A 19,426-nucleotide genomic window follows, 5' to 3' on the forward strand; every position below is an offset into this window, starting at 1 on the left:
AAAAAAGGAAGAATATTGTTTAATTTTATATAAAAAAGGGTGAAATTATGAGTGCTATTAAACATTTAACACGATTGTCAGATTTTACAGTAGAAGAAATTATGGAAATTTTAGAACGTGCCAATCGTTATGCATCTGGTGAAACAATTCCACAACTTGAAGGAAAAGTGGTAGCTAATCTCTTTTTTGAACCGAGTACACGAACGCAATACTCATTTATGATGGCAGAACAAAAATTAGGATTAAAAACAATGGATTTCACAGCTGAAACGTCAAGTGTTCAAAAAGGTGAGACGTTATACGATACTGTCAAAACGTTTGAAGCAATTGGAGTTGATGGAGTGGTAATTCGCCATCCACAAAATAATTACTTCGAAGAATTAATTCCTAATTTAAACATTCCAATCTTCAACGGAGGAGATGGAAGTGGAAATCATCCAACCCAATCATTATTAGATTTATTAACGATTTATCAAGAGTACGGTAAATTTGAAGGATTAAAAATTGCAATCGTTGGTGACATCGCGCACTCTCGTGTAGCTCACACAAATATCGAGGTCATGAACCGATTAGGAATGGAGGTTCACTTAGTAGCTCCTGAACAATTCCAAGAAGAAGGATACGCATGGGAGAACTTAGATGAGGTGCTAGAAGAAATGGATATTATCATGTTACTTCGTGTTCAACATGAGCGTCATCACGGTGGAATGCAGTTAACAAAAGAAGAATACCATAAGCAGTATGGCTTAACGGTTGAACGTGAAAAACGCATGAAAGAAGGAGCTATCATTATGCATCCAGCCCCATTTAACCGCGGAGTAGAAATTGCAGACGATGTCGTTGAATGTAAACGTAGTCGAATCTTCAAACAAATGAGTAATGGGGTATTTATTCGAATGGCAGTGTTGGTGGGATCCCTGGGCTACGTAGATTAAGATCGTAGCTATCCTCCGCTGGTAGGGTAAATTGAAACTAGATGATATAAGAGTAAAAGTTATAATAGTTCAATTCAAGTAGTAGGGCTAAATACTATTAGAAACTTATGGAGTAGGGAGTGAAGTGTCATGATTCTTTTAAAAAATGGGCGACAAATCAATGAGAGTAATGAATTAGTAGCTGTTGACCTTTTAGTCAAAGATGGAATCATTATTGAAATGACTGAATGTATTGAAAATACTGAGGCACAAGTTTATGATTTAGCAGGAAAATTAGTCTCGCCAGGATTAATCGATGTTCATGTTCACTTAAGAGAACCAGGGTATGAGCGAAAAGAAACAATTGAAACAGGAACGAAAGCTGCCGCACGTGGTGGATATACAACGATTGCAGCGATGGCAAACACGATTCCAGTCCCAGATTCAATGGAAAGTGTGACCTATATCGAAGGGTTATTACAACAATCGGCACAAGTACGTGTTTTCCCGTATGCAGCTATCACCCTTGGTGAGAGAGGACAAGAGATTGTTGATGTTGAGGCTTTATCAGAAACAAGTATCTTAGGGTTTTCAGATGATGGACGTGGAATTCAAGAAGCGGGTGTAATGTATCAAGCGATGCAACGTGCCAAGGCTGTGAATAAACCAATTGTTGCACACTGTGAAGATGATAGTTTGTTATTCGGTGGATATTTACATGATGGAGAATACGCAAAAGCAAATGGACATCGCGGAATTTTATCAGTTAGCGAATCAGCGCAAATAGCTCGTGATATTATGTTAGCTCAGGCGACGGGGGTTCATTACCATATCTGCCACATTAGTACGAAGGAAAGTGTTGAATTAGTTCGATTTGCAAAAGCCCAAGGAATTAATGTGACTGCTGAGGTGTCACCGCATCATTTAATTCTTTGTGATACAGACATCGTTAACGATGATCCAAACTTCAAGATGAATCCGCCACTACGTGCTGATGCTGATCGCATAGCATGTGTGCAAGGTTTATTAGATGGAACAATTGATGTTATTGCAACAGATCATGCTCCACATCATGAAGATGAAAAAGCATGGGGAATTGAAACAGCACCATTTGGGATTGTCGGATTAGAAACAGCTTTTCCATTAATGTATACGACATTCGTTAAAACAGGGAAGATGACGTTAAAACAATTAATTGATTGTATGAGTACAAAGCCTGCAACTATCTTCAATTTACCATACGGAAAATTAGAAGTTGGAGCAGTAGCAGACATTACCATCATCGATTTAGATAAAGAGATGGAAATTGATTCAACTCAATTTTTATCAAAAGGAAAGAATACGCCATTTAATGGTTACCGTGTAGCGGGATGGCCAGTGATGACATTAGTAGATGGCAAAGTGGTCTACAAAGACGAACAGGTGAATTAATAGGAGGGTTAAATGATGTATAATCGTAAACTTGTATTAGAAGATGGAACAGTATTTTTAGGAACAGCATTTGGATGCCTTGAACCGATGACCGGGGAAGTCGTATTCAATACAGGGATGACAGGATATCAAGAAATTTTATCGGACCCATCATACTTTGGACAAATGGTTACGATGACGTATCCTTTAATTGGTAACTATGGAATTAATGATCATGACTTTGAATCATTCTCACCATCAGCATCAGCCTTAATCGTTAAAGAGTATTGTGAAGTGCCATCAAACTGGCGTTCAGCAAAAACATTAAGCGAATTATTAGAAGCAAAAGGTGTACCAGGTTTATGTAATGTGGATACTCGTGCTTTAACAATTAAAATTCGTGAGCATGGAGCTATCCGTGGAATGATTGCAGACATCAATAAAAGTAATGAAGAAATTTTAGCAGAGTTAAAAGCAACACCAGTATTAGATCGTCATGTTGAACAGGTATCAACAAAAATGGTTTACTCAGCACCAGGAAAGGGACATCGTATTGTTTTAGTTGATTTTGGTGTGAAAAAAGGAATCATCCGTGACTTAACAGCACGTGGATGTGAAGTCATCGTTGTCCCATTTAATACGACAGCTTCTCAAATCGATCACTTAAATCCAGATGGAGTTGTTTTAAGTAACGGACCTGGGGATCCAAAAGATGTCGTTGAAGCTTTACCAATGATTCGTGAAGTTCAGGAAAAATATCCATTAATGGGAATCTGCTTAGGGCATCAATTATTCGCGTTAGCAAATGGTGCAGACACGAAGAAAATGAAATTTGGACACCGTGGATGTAATCATCCAGTTAAAGATTTAGAAACAAACAAAGTTCACATTACTTCTCAAAATCATGGATATGAAGTATGTCGTCAATCAGTTGAAAATACACCACTAGAAATCACTCATGTTGCTTTAAATGACAACACAGTTGAAGGATTAAAACATAAAGAATATAAAGCATTTACTGTTCAATACCACCCTGAAGCATCACCAGGACCAGACGATGCAAGTTATTTATTCGATCGTTTTATTGCTAATTTAAAATAATTTTTATAATGAAATAGAGAAATTAGGAGGAAGCAAGGATGCCAAAACGTACAGATATTAACCGAATTTTAGTTATTGGTTCAGGACCAATCATCATCGGGCAAGCAGCAGAGTTCGACTATGCAGGAACACAAGCCTGCCAATCTTTAAAAGAAGAAGGATATGAAGTCATTCTCGTTAACTCAAACCCAGCGACGATTATGACAGATACAGAAGTTGCTGATAAAGTTTACATGGAACCTTTAACGAAAGAATTTTTAAGCAAAATTATCCGAAAGGAACGCCCAGATGCCGTTTTACCATCACTTGGAGGACAAACTGGATTAAACTTAGTCGTTGAATTAGCAGAGGATGGAATTTTAAGAGAATGTGGTGTTGAAATTTTAGGAACAGATTTAGCAGCCATTAAAAAAGCAGAAGACCGAGACATGTTCCGTGAATTAATGTTTGAATTAAACCAACCAATTCCAGAATCGGTAATTGTTAATACCGTTGAAGAAGCAGTAGACTTCGCAAATGAAATCGGATATCCAATTATCGTTCGCCCGGCCTTTACATTAGGTGGAACCGGAGGAGGAATCGTAGAAGATGAAGAAGGTTTACGTACAACTGTTGAAAATGGATTAAATTTATCACCAGTTACACAATGTTTAATTGAAAAATCAATTGCGGGATATAAAGAAATTGAGTACGAAGTGATGCGTGATGCAAATGATAATGCGATTGTCGTATGTAACATGGAAAACTTTGATCCAGTTGGAATTCATACAGGAGATTCTATCGTCGTCGCTCCATCTCAAACATTAGCTGATCGTGAATACCATATGTTACGTGATGTTTCATTAACAATTATCCGTGCTTTAGGAATCGAAGGTGGATGTAACGTACAGTTAGCTTTAGATCCAAATAGCTTTAACTACTATGTTATCGAAGTCAACCCTCGTGTTTCTCGTTCATCAGCCTTAGCGTCTAAAGCAACAGGATATCCAATCGCAAAAATCGCAGCAAAAATCGCTGTAGGTTTAACATTAGATGAAATCATCAACCCAGTGACAGGTGTTTCTTATGCTTGCTTCGAGCCAGCATTAGATTATGTTGTTGCTAAAATCCCACGTTGGCCATTTGATAAATTCAATTCAGCTAATCGTCGTTTAGGAACTCAGATGAAGGCAACAGGAGAGGTTATGGCAATTGGGCGTAACTTTGAAGAGTCATTATTAAAAGCTGTTCGTTCATTAGAAACAAAGGTTTATCATGTTGAGTTAGAATCATTAAAAGAAGAATCAGATGAAATCTTATGGAAACGTACGAAGTTTGCAGATGATGAGCGTTTATTCGTGATCAGTGAGTTAATCCGCCGTGGAACAACAATCGAAGAAATCCACAACGTCACAAAAATTGATTTATTCTTCTTAACGAAATTAAAAGGAATCATCGATTTCGAATCAGTTGTAAAAGAAAATCCTTGGAACCTAGACATTTTAGGACAAGCTAAGCGTTTAGGGTTTGCCGATATTACAATCGCAAAATACTGGAATTCTACTGAATTAGATGTTTACAACTTCCGAAAAGAAAAATCATTAATGCCAGTTTATAAAATGGTAGATACATGTAGTGCAGAATTTGAATCAAAAACACCTTACTACTATGGAACATACGAAACATTCAATGAATCAAAACGTACAGATAAACCAAGCGTTGTTGTATTAGGATCAGGACCTATCCGTATCGGACAAGGGGTTGAGTTTGATTACGCAACAGTACACTGTGTAATGGCAATTCAACAAGCAGGATATGAAGCAATTATCATTAATAATAATCCTGAGACAGTTTCAACAGATTTCTCAATTTCAGATAAATTATATTTTGAACCATTAACAATCGAAGATGTTATGCATGTGATTGACTTAGAGCAACCTGAAGGAGTGATCGTTCAGTTCGGTGGACAGACAGCAATTAACTTAGCATCTAAGTTACAAGAACGTGGAATTAAAATTTTAGGAACATCTTTAGAAAATATTGACCGTGCAGAAGACCGTGATCAATTCGAAAAATTATTAAAAGATTTAGAAGTTCCTCAACCATTAGGAGCAACTTGCCAATCAGTTGAAGGGGCAAAAGAAATTGCTAACCGTATCGGTTACCCAGTCTTATTACGTCCTTCATATGTATTAGGTGGACGTGCGATGGAAATCATCGATAATGATGCTGAAATCGAACGCTATATGAAAGAGGCATTAAAAGAAAATGGGGAAAATCCAATCTTAATCGACCGTTACTTAACAGGTAAAGAGGTTGAAGTCGATGCGATTTCTGATGGAGAAAATGTTTATATTCCAGGAATTATGGAACACATTGAACGCGCCGGAGTTCACTCAGGGGATTCAATGGCAGTTTATCCACCACAAACGTTATCAAAAGAAGTTATGGATAAATTAATCGATTATACAACACGTATTGCTCGTGGTTTAAAAATCATCGGATTATTAAATATCCAGTTCGTTGTGACGAAAGAAGAAGAAGTTTACGTATTAGAGGTTAACCCACGTTCATCTCGTACCGTACCATTCTTAAGTAAAATCACAAACGTCCCAATGGCTAATATTGCAACAAAGGCAATCTTAGGGCAATCGTTAGTTGAGCAAGGATATGAAACAGGATATCATCCACATTCTGAAGGTGTTTATGTTAAAGCACCAGTCTTCTCGTTCTCAAAATTACGTAAAGTAGACATTTCTTTAGGCCCAGAAATGAAGTCGACAGGGGAAGCAATCGGTAAGGATCGTACGTTAGAAAAGGCATTATACAAAGCGTTAGTTGCAGCAGGTATGAAGATGCCAACACATGGACGCATCTTATTCACCATTGGAAATAAAGATAAAGAAGAAGCAGTAGAACTAGCACGTCAATTCACTGAAATCGGATATGAATTAATTTCAACAGAAGGAACTTGTAAGTTATTACATGAAAACGGAATTTACGCTGTTCCAATCGCAAAAATCGGTGAAGAAGGTAAAACAGTTTTAGACGTAATCCGTGGACAACAAGTTCAATTCGTTATCAATACATTCTCAGTAAGTAAAAAAGATCGCATCACAGATGGGTTCTTAATTCGTCGTGAAGCGGTAGAAAATAACATTCCATGTTTAACATCATTAGATACAGCGCGCGCGGTTTATAAAGTATTAGAATCAATGAGCTTTGCAATTGACGCAGCTATCTAATCCAATGTTTATAAAACCGACATCTTTTTAGATGTCGGTTTCAATAAGCAATTAAATAAAGTATAGTTAGAAGTTTAATTTAAATAGAATCTAGATTATAGGGGGTTCCATCTATGCGTAAAGTTCAGAATATGACGGTTGTCAGTCAAAAGTTAATTGCAAAAAATGTGTATGAAATTATTTTAAGTGGAAACTTAGTTCAAGGAATGCTGCAAGCAGGGCAATTCGTCAATATTAAAATTAACGAGGTGGCTTATCCACTATTAAGACGTCCAATCTCAATTTGTGAGATTAATCAAGAGTTAAATCAATTTAAGATGATTTACCGTGCAGAAGGAGAAGGAACAAAACTTCTTTCTCAAAAACAAGCAGGTGAACAAGTTGATATTTTAGGACCGCTAGGAACAGGATTCGACATTGAAGATGTTCAAGCAAATGAAACAGTTGTATTAGTTGGGGGAGGAATTGGAGTTCCACCAATGTACGAAATGGCCAAACGATTACATGCAAAAGGTAACAAAGTGATCGCTGTTTTAGGATTCGCTTCTTCAGTTGATGTTTTCTATGAAGAAGAATTTAAAGCTTATGCAGACGTATACATCACGACAATGGATGGTAGTCATGGTTACAAAGGTAATGTTGTTGAATTAATCAATGACAAACAATTAAACTTCGACTGGATTTATGGATGTGGACCAAAAGTGATGTTAAAAGCGATTGATGAACAATTCGGTCAAACGAAAAAAGGATATTTATCATTTGAAGAGCGCATGGCATGTGGAATTGGAGCTTGTTATGCTTGTGTTTGTCAATTAAACAGTGGGAAAATGGCTCGTGTTTGTAAAGAAGGACCAGTATTCAAACTTGGGGAGGTTGCATTATAATGAATCGTTTAGCAGTTAAATTACCAGGATTAAATCTTAAAAACCCAGTTATCCCAGCATCAGGATGCTTTGGATTTGGACGGGAATTCGCTGAATATTATGACTTGTCACGTTTAGGATCTATCATGATTAAGGCTGCAACCGATGAGCCGCGTATTGGAAATCCTACACCACGCGTGGCTGAAACACCAGGTGGAATGTTAAATGCAATCGGATTACAGAACCCAGGTGTTGATGTCATTATTGAGCGTGAATTACCATTTTTAGAACAATATAATTTACCAATTATCGCAAATGTGGCAGGTAAAACATTAGAAGAATACGTTACAGTTGCTGAAAAAATTTCTAAAGCACCAAATGTAGCTGCTTTAGAAATCAATATTTCATGTCCAAATGTTAAAGAAGGTGGAATTGCCTTCGGAACAGATGCGAATGTTGCCGCAGAATTAACGAAAGCAATTAAAGAAGTTTCAAGTGTTCCAGTTTATATTAAATTATCCCCAAATGTCACAAATGTTGTTGAGATTGCAAAAGCAGTTGAAGCGGCAGGGGCGGATGGAATTACAATGATTAATACGTTACTTGGAATGCGTTTTGATTTAAAAACAGGAAAAACAATCTTAGCTAATGGAACAGGTGGATTATCAGGACCTGCGATTAAACCAGTTGCACTACGTATGATTCATGATGTGTATAAAAATGTTAACATTCCAATTATCGGAATGGGTGGAATTGAGACAGCAGAAGATGTGTTAGAATTCTTATACGCAGGAGCGAGTGCCGTTGCTGTAGGGACAGCTAATTTCATCAACCCATATGCATGTGTGGATATCATCGACCGCTTACCAGAAGTATTAGACAAATACGGATTTGAAAAATTAAGCGATGCAGTCGGATATGCTCATAAATAAATGATAAAAGAGGTTTAGTAATCGACTACACTTTTTTTCAAAAAGGGATAAAAATTTGATAGAAACTACTTCAATAGTTGACAAAAAATAGGGTATCTTCTATAATTACTGAGAAAGCTTTAATTCGGTCCCGTGAGGCTGAGAAGAACACGTTTATATTTTAATATATTCCCAATTATTTTTATGGAATTCGTGTATCCTCTTTTAGCATACTCATAGGCTGAAAGAGGATTTTTTTGTATAAAAGACTGGAGCTTGAAGCTAGAGTGTATAAAAAGCTGAATTGAGTGGTAAATAGGGATTAGCACTATTCTGAATTTTATAAAGATTAGATTGGGTTACTAGAATTAAAGCAACTAAAAGGGAGGATGTTCTACGTGAATAAAGCAGTTATCATTGCATTAGATTTTAAAAATTTTGAAGAGACAAAAGCATTCATTGATCAGTTTGAAGAATCATTATACGTTAAAGTTGGGATGGAACTGTTTTATGCAGAAGGTCCTCAAATCATCAAGTATTTAAAAGAGAAAAACCATAAAATTTTCTTAGATTTAAAATTACATGACATTCCAAACACAGTGAAGAGTGCGATGAAAAACTTAGCACGCTTAGGTGTAGATATGGTAAATGTTCATGCAGCTGGAACAATTCCAATGATGAAGGCTGCTGTAGAAGGATTAATTGAAGGAACACCAGAAGGTGGAAACCGACCATTATGTATTGCGGTGACTCAATTAACGTCAACAAGTGAAGAAATTATGCAAGAGCAAATTTTAATCAATGAAACGTTACCAAACACAGTATTAAAATATGCCCAGTTTACAAAAGAGGCTGGTCTAGATGGAATCGTCTGCTCTGCGTTAGAAACAAAAGAAATTCATGAAAAATTAGGATTAGATTTCGTAACATGTACACCAGGAATCCGTCAGGCTAGTGACAGTGTAGATGATCAAAAACGTGTCGTCACACCAGAAAAAGCACGAGAATTAGGATCAGATTACATCGTAGTCGGACGCTCAATTACACGTGCACAAAACCCAGTTGAAACATATCAGTTAATTAATAAACAATTTCTTGGATTATAAGATTCATAAAATATTATAACTATGAGGAGAGATTTATTTATGAAACGTACAATTGCTAAACATTTACTAAATATTCACGCCGTATTACTACGTCCAGAAAATCCATTCACTTGGACATCAGGAATTAAGTCACCAATCTATTGTGACAACCGTTTAACATTATCTTATCCAGAAGTTCGTCGTGACATCGAAGCAGGATTATGTGAAATTGTAAAAGAACATTATCCTGAGTGTGAAATGTTAATGGGGACAGCGACAGCTGGTATTCCTCACGCTGCAATTATGGCAGATAAATTAGACTTACCAATGGGATACGTACGTTCATCAGCTAAAAAACATGGCCGTGGGAACCAAGTTGAAGGATTAGTTAAAGAAGGAATGAAAGTAGTCGTTGTTGAAGATTTAATTTCAACAGGAAAATCTTCAATTGAAGCTGTTGAAGTTTTACGTGAATTAGGGTGCGATGTATTAGGGATCGTTTCTATCTTCTCATATGAATTAGAAACAGGATTAAAGAACTTAGAAGCAGCATCATGCAAAAATGTTTCATTATGTAACTATCAAACGTTAGTTGAAGTTGCAGCAGAAATTGGAGAAATCTCTGAAGAATCAATTGAAAAATTATCGGCATGGCGTAAAGATCCAAGTGATGAAAGTTGGTTAACAAAATAGTTAATTAGGAATCGATATGTTCGATTCCTTTTTTATAAATGTAAATGATAGACAATAATATCTAATTAAGAAGGAATCTATTTTTAACTAAGTTATTAACAAACGATAATATTTATAAAATACTATAAAAAATTGATAAGATGTATTTATGTCTCTGTTTGTTTTTCCAATTTTAGGATGGGTGAATATTGACAAAGAATGAAATAGAGAGCATGATAATTATAAGTAGATTTATTAGTTATGACGTAAGGTATTTGTCACAATGACAAGTACATAATAAATTTACAGTGAGAAAAATGAATTGTTTATCTAACTAGAAAAGGGTGGATTCATGGGAGAGCGTATTATTATTGCATCACAATCAGAGAGATTAGTGTCAACAATTAGGTCCCAAGTAACGAGTTCTGGTTATGAAGTCGTAGGGATAACGACGGATGGATATGATTTAATTCGCCGGTCAAAAGCATTAGCACCCGAAGTAGTTATTGTGGATGAAGATTTGCCAGGAATGAGTATTGTATCACTTGTAGAAACATTGATTCATGAACGTCAAGCAGTTTTATTATTAGGAAAGTCTTATCAAAAGTTTTATTATAGACAAGATCCGTATTTTGAATTTTGTGAAAAGCCGGTTCAATCCATTGTTTTATCAACGATGCTACGTGTCTTGACGAAATACGGTCAAACAGTCAGACAATTAGAATCAAAAGTTAACGAATTAGAACAAGCTCAAAAAACTGAGAAAACTATACGGTTAGCTAAGCGTGCGTTACAACAAAATCAGAATATGACAGAGGATGAGGCACATCGCTATATTCAAAAACGTAGTATGGAACTACGAATTAGTAAGTTAGAACTTGCTGAGAGAATTTTAAAAAGTTATAAAAAAAACAGTTGATTTTATTAGAGAAATCTCATATAATGGAAACATAGACAAAGGCGTCTTTAAGAAACAATATTTAAACTAATAGATGATGAACAATGGGGTTCATTAAACAATGTGTTTTGTTTAACACTTGTTTAGTGAACCCTTTTTTGTTAATTTTGATCAATGTCGATAAGATTAACAGACTCAATCACTGAGTGTATCATTATCTAGAATAGGGCAGTATCTATAATTGGGAAAATCAATGATTATTAATGGATTATGAGGAGGAGTTCTAAATGGCAACTTTAACAAAAGAAGAAATCTTACGTATTGCACATGAAGAAGGAGTAAACTTTATTCGTTTAATGTTTACAGATTTATTTGGGGTAGTAAAAAATGTTGAGATTCCTTTATCTCAATTAGAAAAAGCATTAAGCAATCAAATGATGTTCGATGGATCGTCAATTGAAGGATTTACTCGTATTCAAGAAAGTGATATGTACTTATATCCTGATTTAAGCACATGGTTAATCTTCCCTTGGACGCCAGGAGAAGCTAAAATTGCTCGTTTAATCTGTGATGTTCATAATGTTGATGGAACTCCATTTGCAGGAGACCCACGTTCTAACTTACGCCGTGTATTAGGTGAAATGAAAGAATTAGGATTTGCTCGTTTCAATTTAGGGCCAGAAGCTGAGTTCTTCTTATTCAAATTAGATGAGAATGGATTACCAACAGGTGAATTAAATGACCACGGTGGATACTTCGATTACGCACCATTAGATTTAGCAGAAAATTGCCGTCGTGATATCGTAATCGAACTTGAAAAATTAGGATTTGAAATTGAGGCATCTCACCACGAAGTTGCTCCAGGGCAACATGAAATCGACTTCAAATATGATGATGTATTAGCAGCATGTGACAAAATTCAAACATTTAAATTAGTTGTTAAATCAATTGCTCGTAAACACGGATTATATGCAACATTCATGCCAAAACCAATCGCTGGAATCAACGGTTCAGGAATGCACTGTAACGTTTCATTATTCAATGAAGATGGATCAAATGCATTCTTTGATAAAGAAGGAGAGTTACAATTAAGTGAAACAGCATATCATTTTATGGCTGGTATCTTAAAACACGTTCGTAACTTCACAGCCGTATCTAACCCAACAGTTAACTCATATAAACGTTTAACTCCAGGTTATGAAGCTCCAGTTTATGTGGCATGGTCACCATCTAACCGTTCGCCACTAGTACGTGTACCTGCTTCTCGTGGAATGGGAACTCGTTTAGAAGTACGTTCAGTTGACCCATCAGCTAACCCATATTTAGCATTAGCTGCAATCTTAGCATCTGGATTAGATGGAATCAAAAACAAATTAACACCTCCAGCGTCAGTTGAAGAAAATATCTTTGAAATGACTCAAGAAGAATTAGATGCACATTCAATTACAGCTTTACCAGGATCATTATCAGAAGCTGTAAAATTATTAGAGCAAGATGAAGTTATTAAAGATGCTTTAGGTGCTCATATTTTTGAAAAATTCGTTGAAGCGAAACATGCTGAATACGATGAGTATCGTTTAGCTGTTCATGAATGGGAATTAAAACGTTACATGAGCTTGTTATAATTGATGAACCTTTTTAGATAGAAAATCATATTTATTTCGGGAGTATTAAATAAATAAAGAACTTTTCTGAGGGGAAGCAGAAAAGTTCTAAAAGACGATTGGTTGAATTACAAATTGTAATTGATCCAGTCGTCTTTTTTAGTTTATTAATCAAAAACAAATCACAATTTTTTAATTTTTACATAAAAGAGATAAGGTTCTTGTTATAATAAGTATAGAAAAAAAGAGGGAGTGAAGTAGATGAAATTAATGTTCGCATCGGATATTCATGGATCAGCTTATTGGGCAAAAAAAGTATTAGAACGTTTTGAAGAAGAGCAAGCGGATTACTTAGTGTTACTTGGTGACTTATTGTATCATGGACCAAGAAACCCGCTACCACAAGACTATAATCCACAAGTAGTTATTAAATTATTAAACAGTATCAAACATCAAATTATTGCGATTCGTGGAAATTGTGATAGTGAGGTTGATCAAATGGTGTTAGAATTCCCCATTACAGCAGACTATAACGTTATTCCATTAAAAAATCGTAAATTAATGGCCTCACATGGACACCTTTATAATGATCAACAAATTCCGAGCTCATTGATTGAAGGTGATATCTTCATTTTTGGTCATATCCACGTGCCAATTTTAAAACAACAAGATGGTGTGTACATCTTAAATCCAGGATCGACAACCTTACCAAAAGAAAATCATCCAAATTCATATGGGATTTTAAATCACGATCAGTTTAAAGTTAAAACATTTGATGGAAAAGTCTACAAAGAAATCGCACTAAAATAAAAACTCGTCTTTAGACGAGTTTTTTTATAAGCGATAATCCATAAAATTCACTTTATATTTTTTTAACATTTGAATTTGATTTTGTTTTATCAGGTCTTCTACTGGTTTCTCAACATAGGTGATATGCCACGGTTCATATTGATACCTAGTTAAATGAGTTAGTGGTTGTGGATAGCGAATAATGAATCTATACTCATGGGCATATTCACCTAACCAAATGATTTTCGTTGGTTCCATTTCTTTATTCATGATAAATGCACATTGTGGTTGATGCTCACTATGAATTGGGTGTGGACTGTATGTATCAGCTATTTGTTAATCATCTTCTCAACAATATTCATCATAAAGATTTTTTTAACAGTCATAAGTTCCATAAACCGATAGGATAGAAAGATTTAGTTTTTCTTTTTTAGCATCAGATATGAGTGATAAGAAGGTATGCCCGACTTCCTAACAGGTACGATAGGGTGATTGTAGGAAGTAAATTAAATTTTTAGGTACAGAAGAAGAAAGAAGCTCGTAATAGTTATTCACAATCAGAGGAAATTGCTCTAAATTAGACATTTTAATCTCGGTATATGAAGCTAAATTTAGTTTTACATTTAAACGTCAAAAAATCTGATTATAGGATAGTTGTGGATAACTTTTTTTAATACATCATCTAACGGTTAATATTGTTTTCAACATAGTAATAAATCCTCTAAATTTTTGCATCACGTTTAATTCCTTCTCAGTAAAAAAAACAGCATAATCAATCATGCTGTTTTAATATATTATTTTTTAGCAATGGGTTTCACAACAACTTGTCCTTCGGCATCTATATACAAACCAATACATAATCTAGAGATTTTAAGTCAAGCTAAGTTCTTAAAATACGTTGATAGTATGACTGATTTATATAATAAAGGAGTTAGACCAGAGACATGATCATAACAAATCTTTATGTAGTTAATCCCAGTCTGCGTATCAACAACGATATGCAACTTATCACTTAGGCCTCCTGGTTCATAAGAAACAACAAATCGAAGCGATATTCAATTTCTCCAAAGCGATATAGATTATATTGTTTATATACGAGCTACGCCAGTTTCTTTTGCTACTTTTTTAACAGCATCTGCTACGCGTTCAGCGACTTTTGGATCAAATGGCGAAGGAATGATGAAGTCAGCGCGTAACTCTTCTTCTGGGACACATGAGGCAATAGCCATTGCGGCTGCTAATTTCATTTCTTCATTGATTTTTGTGGCACGCGCATCTAAAGCTCCACGGAAAATACCAGGGAAAGCTAAAACATTATTAATTTGATTAGGGAAGTCTGAACGACCTGTTCCGACGACTAAAGCGCCACCTGCTAATGCATCTTCTGGCATAATTTCAGGATTTGGGTTCGCCATCGCAAAGATGAAAGGATCTTTATTCATGGAACGAACCATTTCAGGTGTCACAATGTTGGCAACTGAGACTCCGATAAATACATCAGCACCGACTAACGCAGAGGCTAATGTATCATCACCGATGAAGTTTTCTTTATTTGTAATTTCAACTAACTCTTTTGTTAAGAAGTCATAGCGATCAATTTTATCACGATGTACAATTCCATCAATGTTGTAACCGATAATATCCCCAACCCCTAATTGATTTAACATTTTAATAATGGAACTTCCCGCTGCTCCGGTTCCACTCACAACTACTTTTAAATCTTCTAATTTACGATCGGTTAACTGGCAAGCATTAATTAAAGCTGCACTCACAACGATAGCTGTACCGTGTTGGTCATCGTGGAAAACCGGAATATCCATTTCTTCGATTAGACGACGCTCAATCTCGACACAACGAGGTGCCGAAATATCCTCTAAATTAATTCCTCCTAAAGATGGAGCTAACAATTTACAAGTTTGAATAATCAGTTCAGGATCTTGTGTATCAAGACAAAGAGGAAAAGAGTCTACCCCAGCAAACTGTTTTAATAAAATAGACTTTCCTTCCATAACAGGTAAAGCGGCTTTCGGACCAATATTTCCAAGTCCTAAAACAGCTGAACCATCCGTAATGACGGCAACCATATTTCCTTTACTTGTGTAAGTATATACTTCGTCTTCATTTGCTGAAATCACACGACAAGGCTCAGCAACACCAGGTGAATAAGCTAGACTTAAATCTTCCTTCGACTCAACCTTAACCTTTGAATTAATCTCGATTTTTCCGCGAGCCTGTGCATGTAATGCTAACGATTGTTCAAAAACATTCATAATAAATCCTCCAAATAGTTTTTTCGATTAGTTTTGAGTTGAATAAAGACTATTACCATGACAATCTGTCGCCACAATAACAGGAAAATCTTCCACCACTAAGCGGCGAATCGCCTCTGTTCCTAAATCATCAAAAGCAATCACTTCAGCTTCTTTAATATGTAAAGCAAGAAGCGCCGCCGCACCACCAACAGCTGCAAAATAAACAGCATCATTACGTTTCATCGCATCAATTACCTCATGATTACGTGGACCTTTACCGATCATTCCTTTTAATCCTAAATCTAAAAGGGTCGGTGCGTAAGCATCCATTCGATAACTTGTCGTCGGACCTGCCGATCCAATGACGGCACCTGGTTTTTCAGGTGTTGGACCGACATAGTAAATGATACTATCTTTTAAATCAAATGGTAATGGTTCATTTGCATCTAAACGTTCAATTAATCGTTTATGAGCTGCATCACGTGCTGTATAAATGATCCCAGATAATTCAACAATATCCCCAGCTTTTAAGTTTTTAGTGACTTCTTTTGTTAACGGTAAGTTAATTTTCATTGTCCTCATCCTTTAATTAAAAAATTTCTGTGACATGTCTTGAGGCGTGGCATTGAATGTTGACTGCCACGGGTAAAGATGCAATATGGCATGGATAAGCATTAACTTTGACGGCTAATGCAGTTGTGCTTCCACCGAACCCCATTGGACCGATATTTAACTCATTAATTTCAGTTAATAATTCTTTTTCAAGACGTGCGCAAATTTCATCTGATGATGTATCTTCTAATGGACGCATTAATGCTTGCTTAGAGAGTAGGGCACATTTTTCAAAATTCCCACCAACCCCGACTCCGACAATAATCGGTGGACAAGGGTTTCCTCCAGCTTTTAAAATCGTATCTAGGACAAATTGTTTAACCCCTTCATAGCCATCTGATGGTTTTAACATTCCAACCGCACTGACATTTTCACTTCCAGCACCTTTAGGGGCAATCGTAATTTTTAATTCATCGCCTTCTACCCATTGGTAGTGAATGATGGCTGGCGTATTATCCTTCGTATTGATACGGTCTAGAGGATGTGCAACGACTGATTTTCTTAAATAACCGTTTTGATATCCACGTCGGATACCTTCATGAATGGCCTCTTCAAGGTTTCCAATCAATTGAATACTTGAACCAATCTCAACAAATACGACAACAATTCCTGTATCTTGGCACATCGGTACTTGTGAATTTGTTGCAATTTCATCATTTTTAATAATTTGACTTAAGATGGTTTGCCCAAGAGTAGAACTTTCGTTTTCTTGAGCTTGTCTTAATGTCGTCATAAGTGATGAGCTTGCATTATAGTTTGCTTCAATACACATTGATTCAATCTTTGGAATAATGCTTGATACTTCAAGTTTTCTCATAGATGAAATCCCTCCTATCACCTAGTATTTTACAGGATGTGACAATAGATGAAAAGAAAAAGCAGAGAGGATAATGATAAGTCGATAGGAAAAGATAATTAATGTTGAAAAATATGAAGTGAGAAGCGTATTCTTGCTAAAGAAAAGATTGCATTTTTGAAATTTACTTTACCATAAAAGAATCTAAGTAATCATCCTAGATTACAGAGGTCTTTTCTTCTTCTTTTTTCGTTCGGTTCATTTTGATAAAATATTATTTAAATTAACAAAAATCAAAAGCGATTTCGTGTCGAATCTACTTGAGATAATAGATAATTAAGAAATTTTTTGAAAATTATGTCTTAAGCGCTATAAAAGGTGAAAATATCTTTAACAACTTGGGCTAAAGTTTGATATAATACAATAGGTATTCGTGTAAAAACAGAAAGGAAGAGCGTCGATGGAAGTGATTAAAATAGAAGGAGGACGTCCATTAAACGGAACGGTCCGAATTGATAGTGCTAAAAATAGTACAGTTGCTTTAATTCCTGCGGCCATTTTAGCGGATTCTTCAGTTATTTTAGAAGGTGTTCCACAGATTGTCGATGTTGAGCATCTAGGGATGATGATTGAACAATTAAATGGTACATATAAGATAGATAATGACGAGTTAATTATAGATCCTACAAATTTAATCAATACACCATTAGTAGAGGGTGCAGTAAATAAATTACGAGCTTCATATTATTTTATGGGGGCTTTACTTGGAAAATTTAAAGAAGCAGTGATTGGAATGCCTGGGGGTTGCTACTTAGGTCCACGTCCAATTGACTTACACTTAAAAGGATTTGAAGCTTTAGGAGCAACTATTACACAAGAATCGGGAGCGATTCGCTTAAAAGCCGAGAAATTAACAGGAGCTAAGATTTATTTAGATTTTGCTTCAGTAGGGGCTACGATTAACATTATGTTAGCTGCCGTTAAAGCAGAAGGAACAACGATAATCGAAAATGCTGCGAAAGAACCAGAAATTATCGATTTAGCTAATCTTTTAAATAGTATGGGAGCTAAAATTAAAGGAGCAGGAACAGGTGAAATTCGTATTCAGGGAGTTTCATCACTTCATGGCACACGTCATGCAATTATTCCTGACCGTATTGAAGCTGGAACATATATTACTTTAGCAGCTGTCGCTGGAGAAGAAGTTAAAATTGATAACATTATTCCTCATCACTTAGAGGCGTTAATTGCAAAATTACGCGAAATGGGTGTGGATATTGATGTTCATGCAGATCATGTCATTGTACGTGGCGGCAAAGAAATGAAAGCCGTTGATTTTAAAACAAGTACTTATCCAGGACTTGCAACAGATTTACAACAACCATTAGTGACTTTATTAACACAAGCAACTGGGGTTGGAATGGTAACAGATACAATCTATTCTGATCGTTTCAAAAATTGTTTCGAATTAAATAAAATGGGAGCAAATATTAAAGTTCAAGGAAACTCTGCGATTGTTCAAGGACCAACAAAATTACATGCTGCTCGCGTAAAAGCAACAGACTTACGTGCGGGAGCTTCATTAGTGATTGCGGGGTTAATTGCTGAGGGTGTAACCGAAATCGGAAATACATACCATATTGATCGTGGATATTCAAATATTGAACAAAAATTAAACAATATCGGTGCTAAAGTTTGGCGTGAAACTGTAACAGAATAATAAAACAAAATAAAAATGGAATGCTAAGATAGAGTACTTTATTTGCAATTAACTAATTTCATAGCAATTGTCAAATTTTAATTGATCGATTCATGAAAATTTTTATTGCACCAGTACTATAAATTTAGTATAATTCTATTGTTATATAGACTTTCTCTGATTAATCAATTAATCAGGGCCGAAGGAGTGAACTAGAATGAAACAAGGAATCCATCCAGAATACAACCGTATTAACGTAGTATGTACAACTTGTGGAAACGAATTCGAAAGCGGATCTGTTAAGAAAGAAATTCGTGTTGACACTTGCTCAAACTGTCATCCATTCTACACAGGACGTCAAAAATTCGCTCAAGCTGATGGACGTATCGAACGCTTCAACAAAAAATACGGAATCAACACTAAATAGTTTTGATTTTGAAACACCACCATTTGTGTGGTGTTTTTTTTTATGTGCGCCCGGCATGGGTATTATCTAACGGGTTAAAGTCCCGAGTACGTCCAAGTAGCGGAAAGTACATAGCCTAAGACAAGGGTGTCCTCTGCGAGGAGGAATCTGAAGGAAGTCCGTGGGCAAA

At 35.8% G+C, this 19,426-nt stretch carries 18 protein-coding genes; 13 read left to right on the top strand and 5 right to left on the bottom strand.

Features of this window, described 5'->3' with window-relative positions:
* Window positions 1–47: 47 nt before the first annotated feature.
* From NEH74_RS03035 to yfcE, 11 genes are all read left to right on the top strand, one after another.
* Window positions 48–935 (top strand): aspartate carbamoyltransferase catalytic subunit, encoded by an 888-nt coding sequence (locus tag NEH74_RS03035; RefSeq protein WP_055275273.1) that lies wholly within the window; start codon window positions 48–50, stop codon window positions 933–935.
* 129 nt (window positions 936–1,064) lie between these two features.
* On the top strand, window positions 1,065–2,345 hold the full coding sequence (locus NEH74_RS03040; protein WP_055275271.1) for a dihydroorotase: 1,281 nt from the start codon (window positions 1,065–1,067) through the stop codon (window positions 2,343–2,345).
* 15 nt (window positions 2,346–2,360) lie between these two features.
* Window positions 2,361–3,425: a carbamoyl phosphate synthase small subunit gene (locus NEH74_RS03045; protein WP_055275269.1), complete on the top strand. Its 1,065-nt coding sequence runs from the start codon at window positions 2,361–2,363 to the stop codon at window positions 3,423–3,425.
* Window positions 3,426–3,463: 38 nt separating this feature from the next.
* Window positions 3,464–6,649 (top strand): carbamoyl-phosphate synthase large subunit, encoded by a 3,186-nt coding sequence (carB, locus tag NEH74_RS03050; protein WP_055242500.1) that lies wholly within the window; start codon window positions 3,464–3,466, stop codon window positions 6,647–6,649.
* Window positions 6,650–6,762: 113 nt separating this feature from the next.
* A complete protein-coding gene (locus NEH74_RS03055; RefSeq protein WP_055275267.1) occupies window positions 6,763–7,533 on the top strand; it encodes a dihydroorotate dehydrogenase electron transfer subunit in 771 nt (256 codons plus the stop codon).
* Window positions 7,533–8,444: a dihydroorotate dehydrogenase gene (locus NEH74_RS03060; protein WP_055242505.1), complete on the top strand. Its 912-nt coding sequence runs from the start codon at window positions 7,533–7,535 to the stop codon at window positions 8,442–8,444. Before NEH74_RS03055 ends, NEH74_RS03060 begins: the two co-directional genes overlap by 1 nt.
* 368 nt (window positions 8,445–8,812) lie before the next feature.
* On the top strand, window positions 8,813–9,529 hold the full coding sequence (pyrF, locus tag NEH74_RS03065; RefSeq protein WP_317453095.1) for an orotidine-5'-phosphate decarboxylase: 717 nt from the start codon (window positions 8,813–8,815) through the stop codon (window positions 9,527–9,529).
* Window positions 9,530–9,568: 39 nt separating this feature from the next.
* A complete protein-coding gene (pyrE, locus tag NEH74_RS03070; RefSeq protein WP_055275262.1) occupies window positions 9,569–10,201 on the top strand; it encodes an orotate phosphoribosyltransferase in 633 nt (210 codons plus the stop codon).
* Window positions 10,202–10,532: 331 nt separating this feature from the next.
* Complete coding sequence (locus NEH74_RS03075; protein WP_055242511.1) at window positions 10,533–11,099, top strand: ANTAR domain-containing response regulator; 567 nt, start codon at window positions 10,533–10,535, stop codon at window positions 11,097–11,099.
* 266 nt (window positions 11,100–11,365) lie between these two features.
* A complete protein-coding gene (gene glnA, locus NEH74_RS03080) occupies window positions 11,366–12,703 on the top strand; it encodes a type I glutamate--ammonia ligase (protein ID WP_055242513.1) in 1,338 nt (445 codons plus the stop codon).
* A gap of 240 nt (window positions 12,704–12,943) precedes the next feature.
* Window positions 12,944–13,492 carry a phosphodiesterase gene (gene yfcE / locus NEH74_RS03085; RefSeq protein ID WP_055305074.1) on the top strand — a complete coding sequence of 183 codons (549 nt, stop codon included), beginning with the start codon at window positions 12,944–12,946 and terminating at the stop codon, window positions 13,490–13,492.
* Window positions 13,493–13,516: 24 nt separating this feature from the next.
* Here yfcE and NEH74_RS03090 read toward each other — a convergent pair whose 3' ends face one another.
* The 5 genes from NEH74_RS03090 to NEH74_RS03105 all read right to left on the bottom strand — a co-directional run bounded on the left by NEH74_RS03090 (window position 13,517) and on the right by NEH74_RS03105 (window position 17,152).
* On the bottom strand, window positions 13,517–13,804 hold the full coding sequence (locus tag NEH74_RS03090; RefSeq protein ID WP_317453096.1) for a D-alanyl-D-alanine carboxypeptidase family protein: 288 nt from the start codon (window positions 13,802–13,804) through the stop codon (window positions 13,517–13,519).
* A gap of 542 nt (window positions 13,805–14,346) precedes the next feature.
* Window positions 14,347–14,526 (bottom strand): DUF6440 family protein, encoded by a 180-nt coding sequence (locus NEH74_RS13675; RefSeq protein ID WP_147614350.1) that lies wholly within the window; start codon window positions 14,524–14,526, stop codon window positions 14,347–14,349.
* 33 nt (window positions 14,527–14,559) lie between these two features.
* A complete protein-coding gene (locus NEH74_RS03095) occupies window positions 14,560–15,744 on the bottom strand; it encodes an NADP-dependent malic enzyme (RefSeq protein WP_305888118.1) in 1,185 nt (394 codons plus the stop codon).
* 24 nt (window positions 15,745–15,768) lie between these two features.
* Entirely contained in the window at window positions 15,769–16,296 is a 528-nt protein-coding gene (locus NEH74_RS03100) for a Fe-S-containing hydro-lyase (protein ID WP_055275257.1), read from the bottom strand.
* A gap of 16 nt (window positions 16,297–16,312) precedes the next feature.
* Entirely contained in the window at window positions 16,313–17,152 is an 840-nt protein-coding gene (locus NEH74_RS03105) for a fumarate hydratase (RefSeq protein WP_055244802.1), read from the bottom strand.
* Window positions 17,153–17,591: 439 nt separating this feature from the next.
* Between NEH74_RS03105 and NEH74_RS03110 the strand changes: the two genes are divergently transcribed.
* Both NEH74_RS03110 and rpmE read left to right on the top strand, forming a co-directional pair.
* Window positions 17,592–18,851: a UDP-N-acetylglucosamine 1-carboxyvinyltransferase gene (locus NEH74_RS03110; protein ID WP_055244800.1), complete on the top strand. Its 1,260-nt coding sequence runs from the start codon at window positions 17,592–17,594 to the stop codon at window positions 18,849–18,851.
* Window positions 18,852–19,047: 196 nt separating this feature from the next.
* A complete protein-coding gene (rpmE, locus tag NEH74_RS03115; protein ID WP_055244798.1) occupies window positions 19,048–19,257 on the top strand; it encodes a 50S ribosomal protein L31 in 210 nt (69 codons plus the stop codon).
* The last annotated feature ends 169 nt before the right edge of the window (window positions 19,258–19,426 follow it).

It is taken from the genome of Turicibacter sp. GALT-G1, assembly GCF_025594995.1.
In the GTDB taxonomy this organism is placed as follows: Bacteria; Bacillota_I; Bacilli_A; order MOL361; family Turicibacteraceae; genus Turicibacter; species Turicibacter bilis.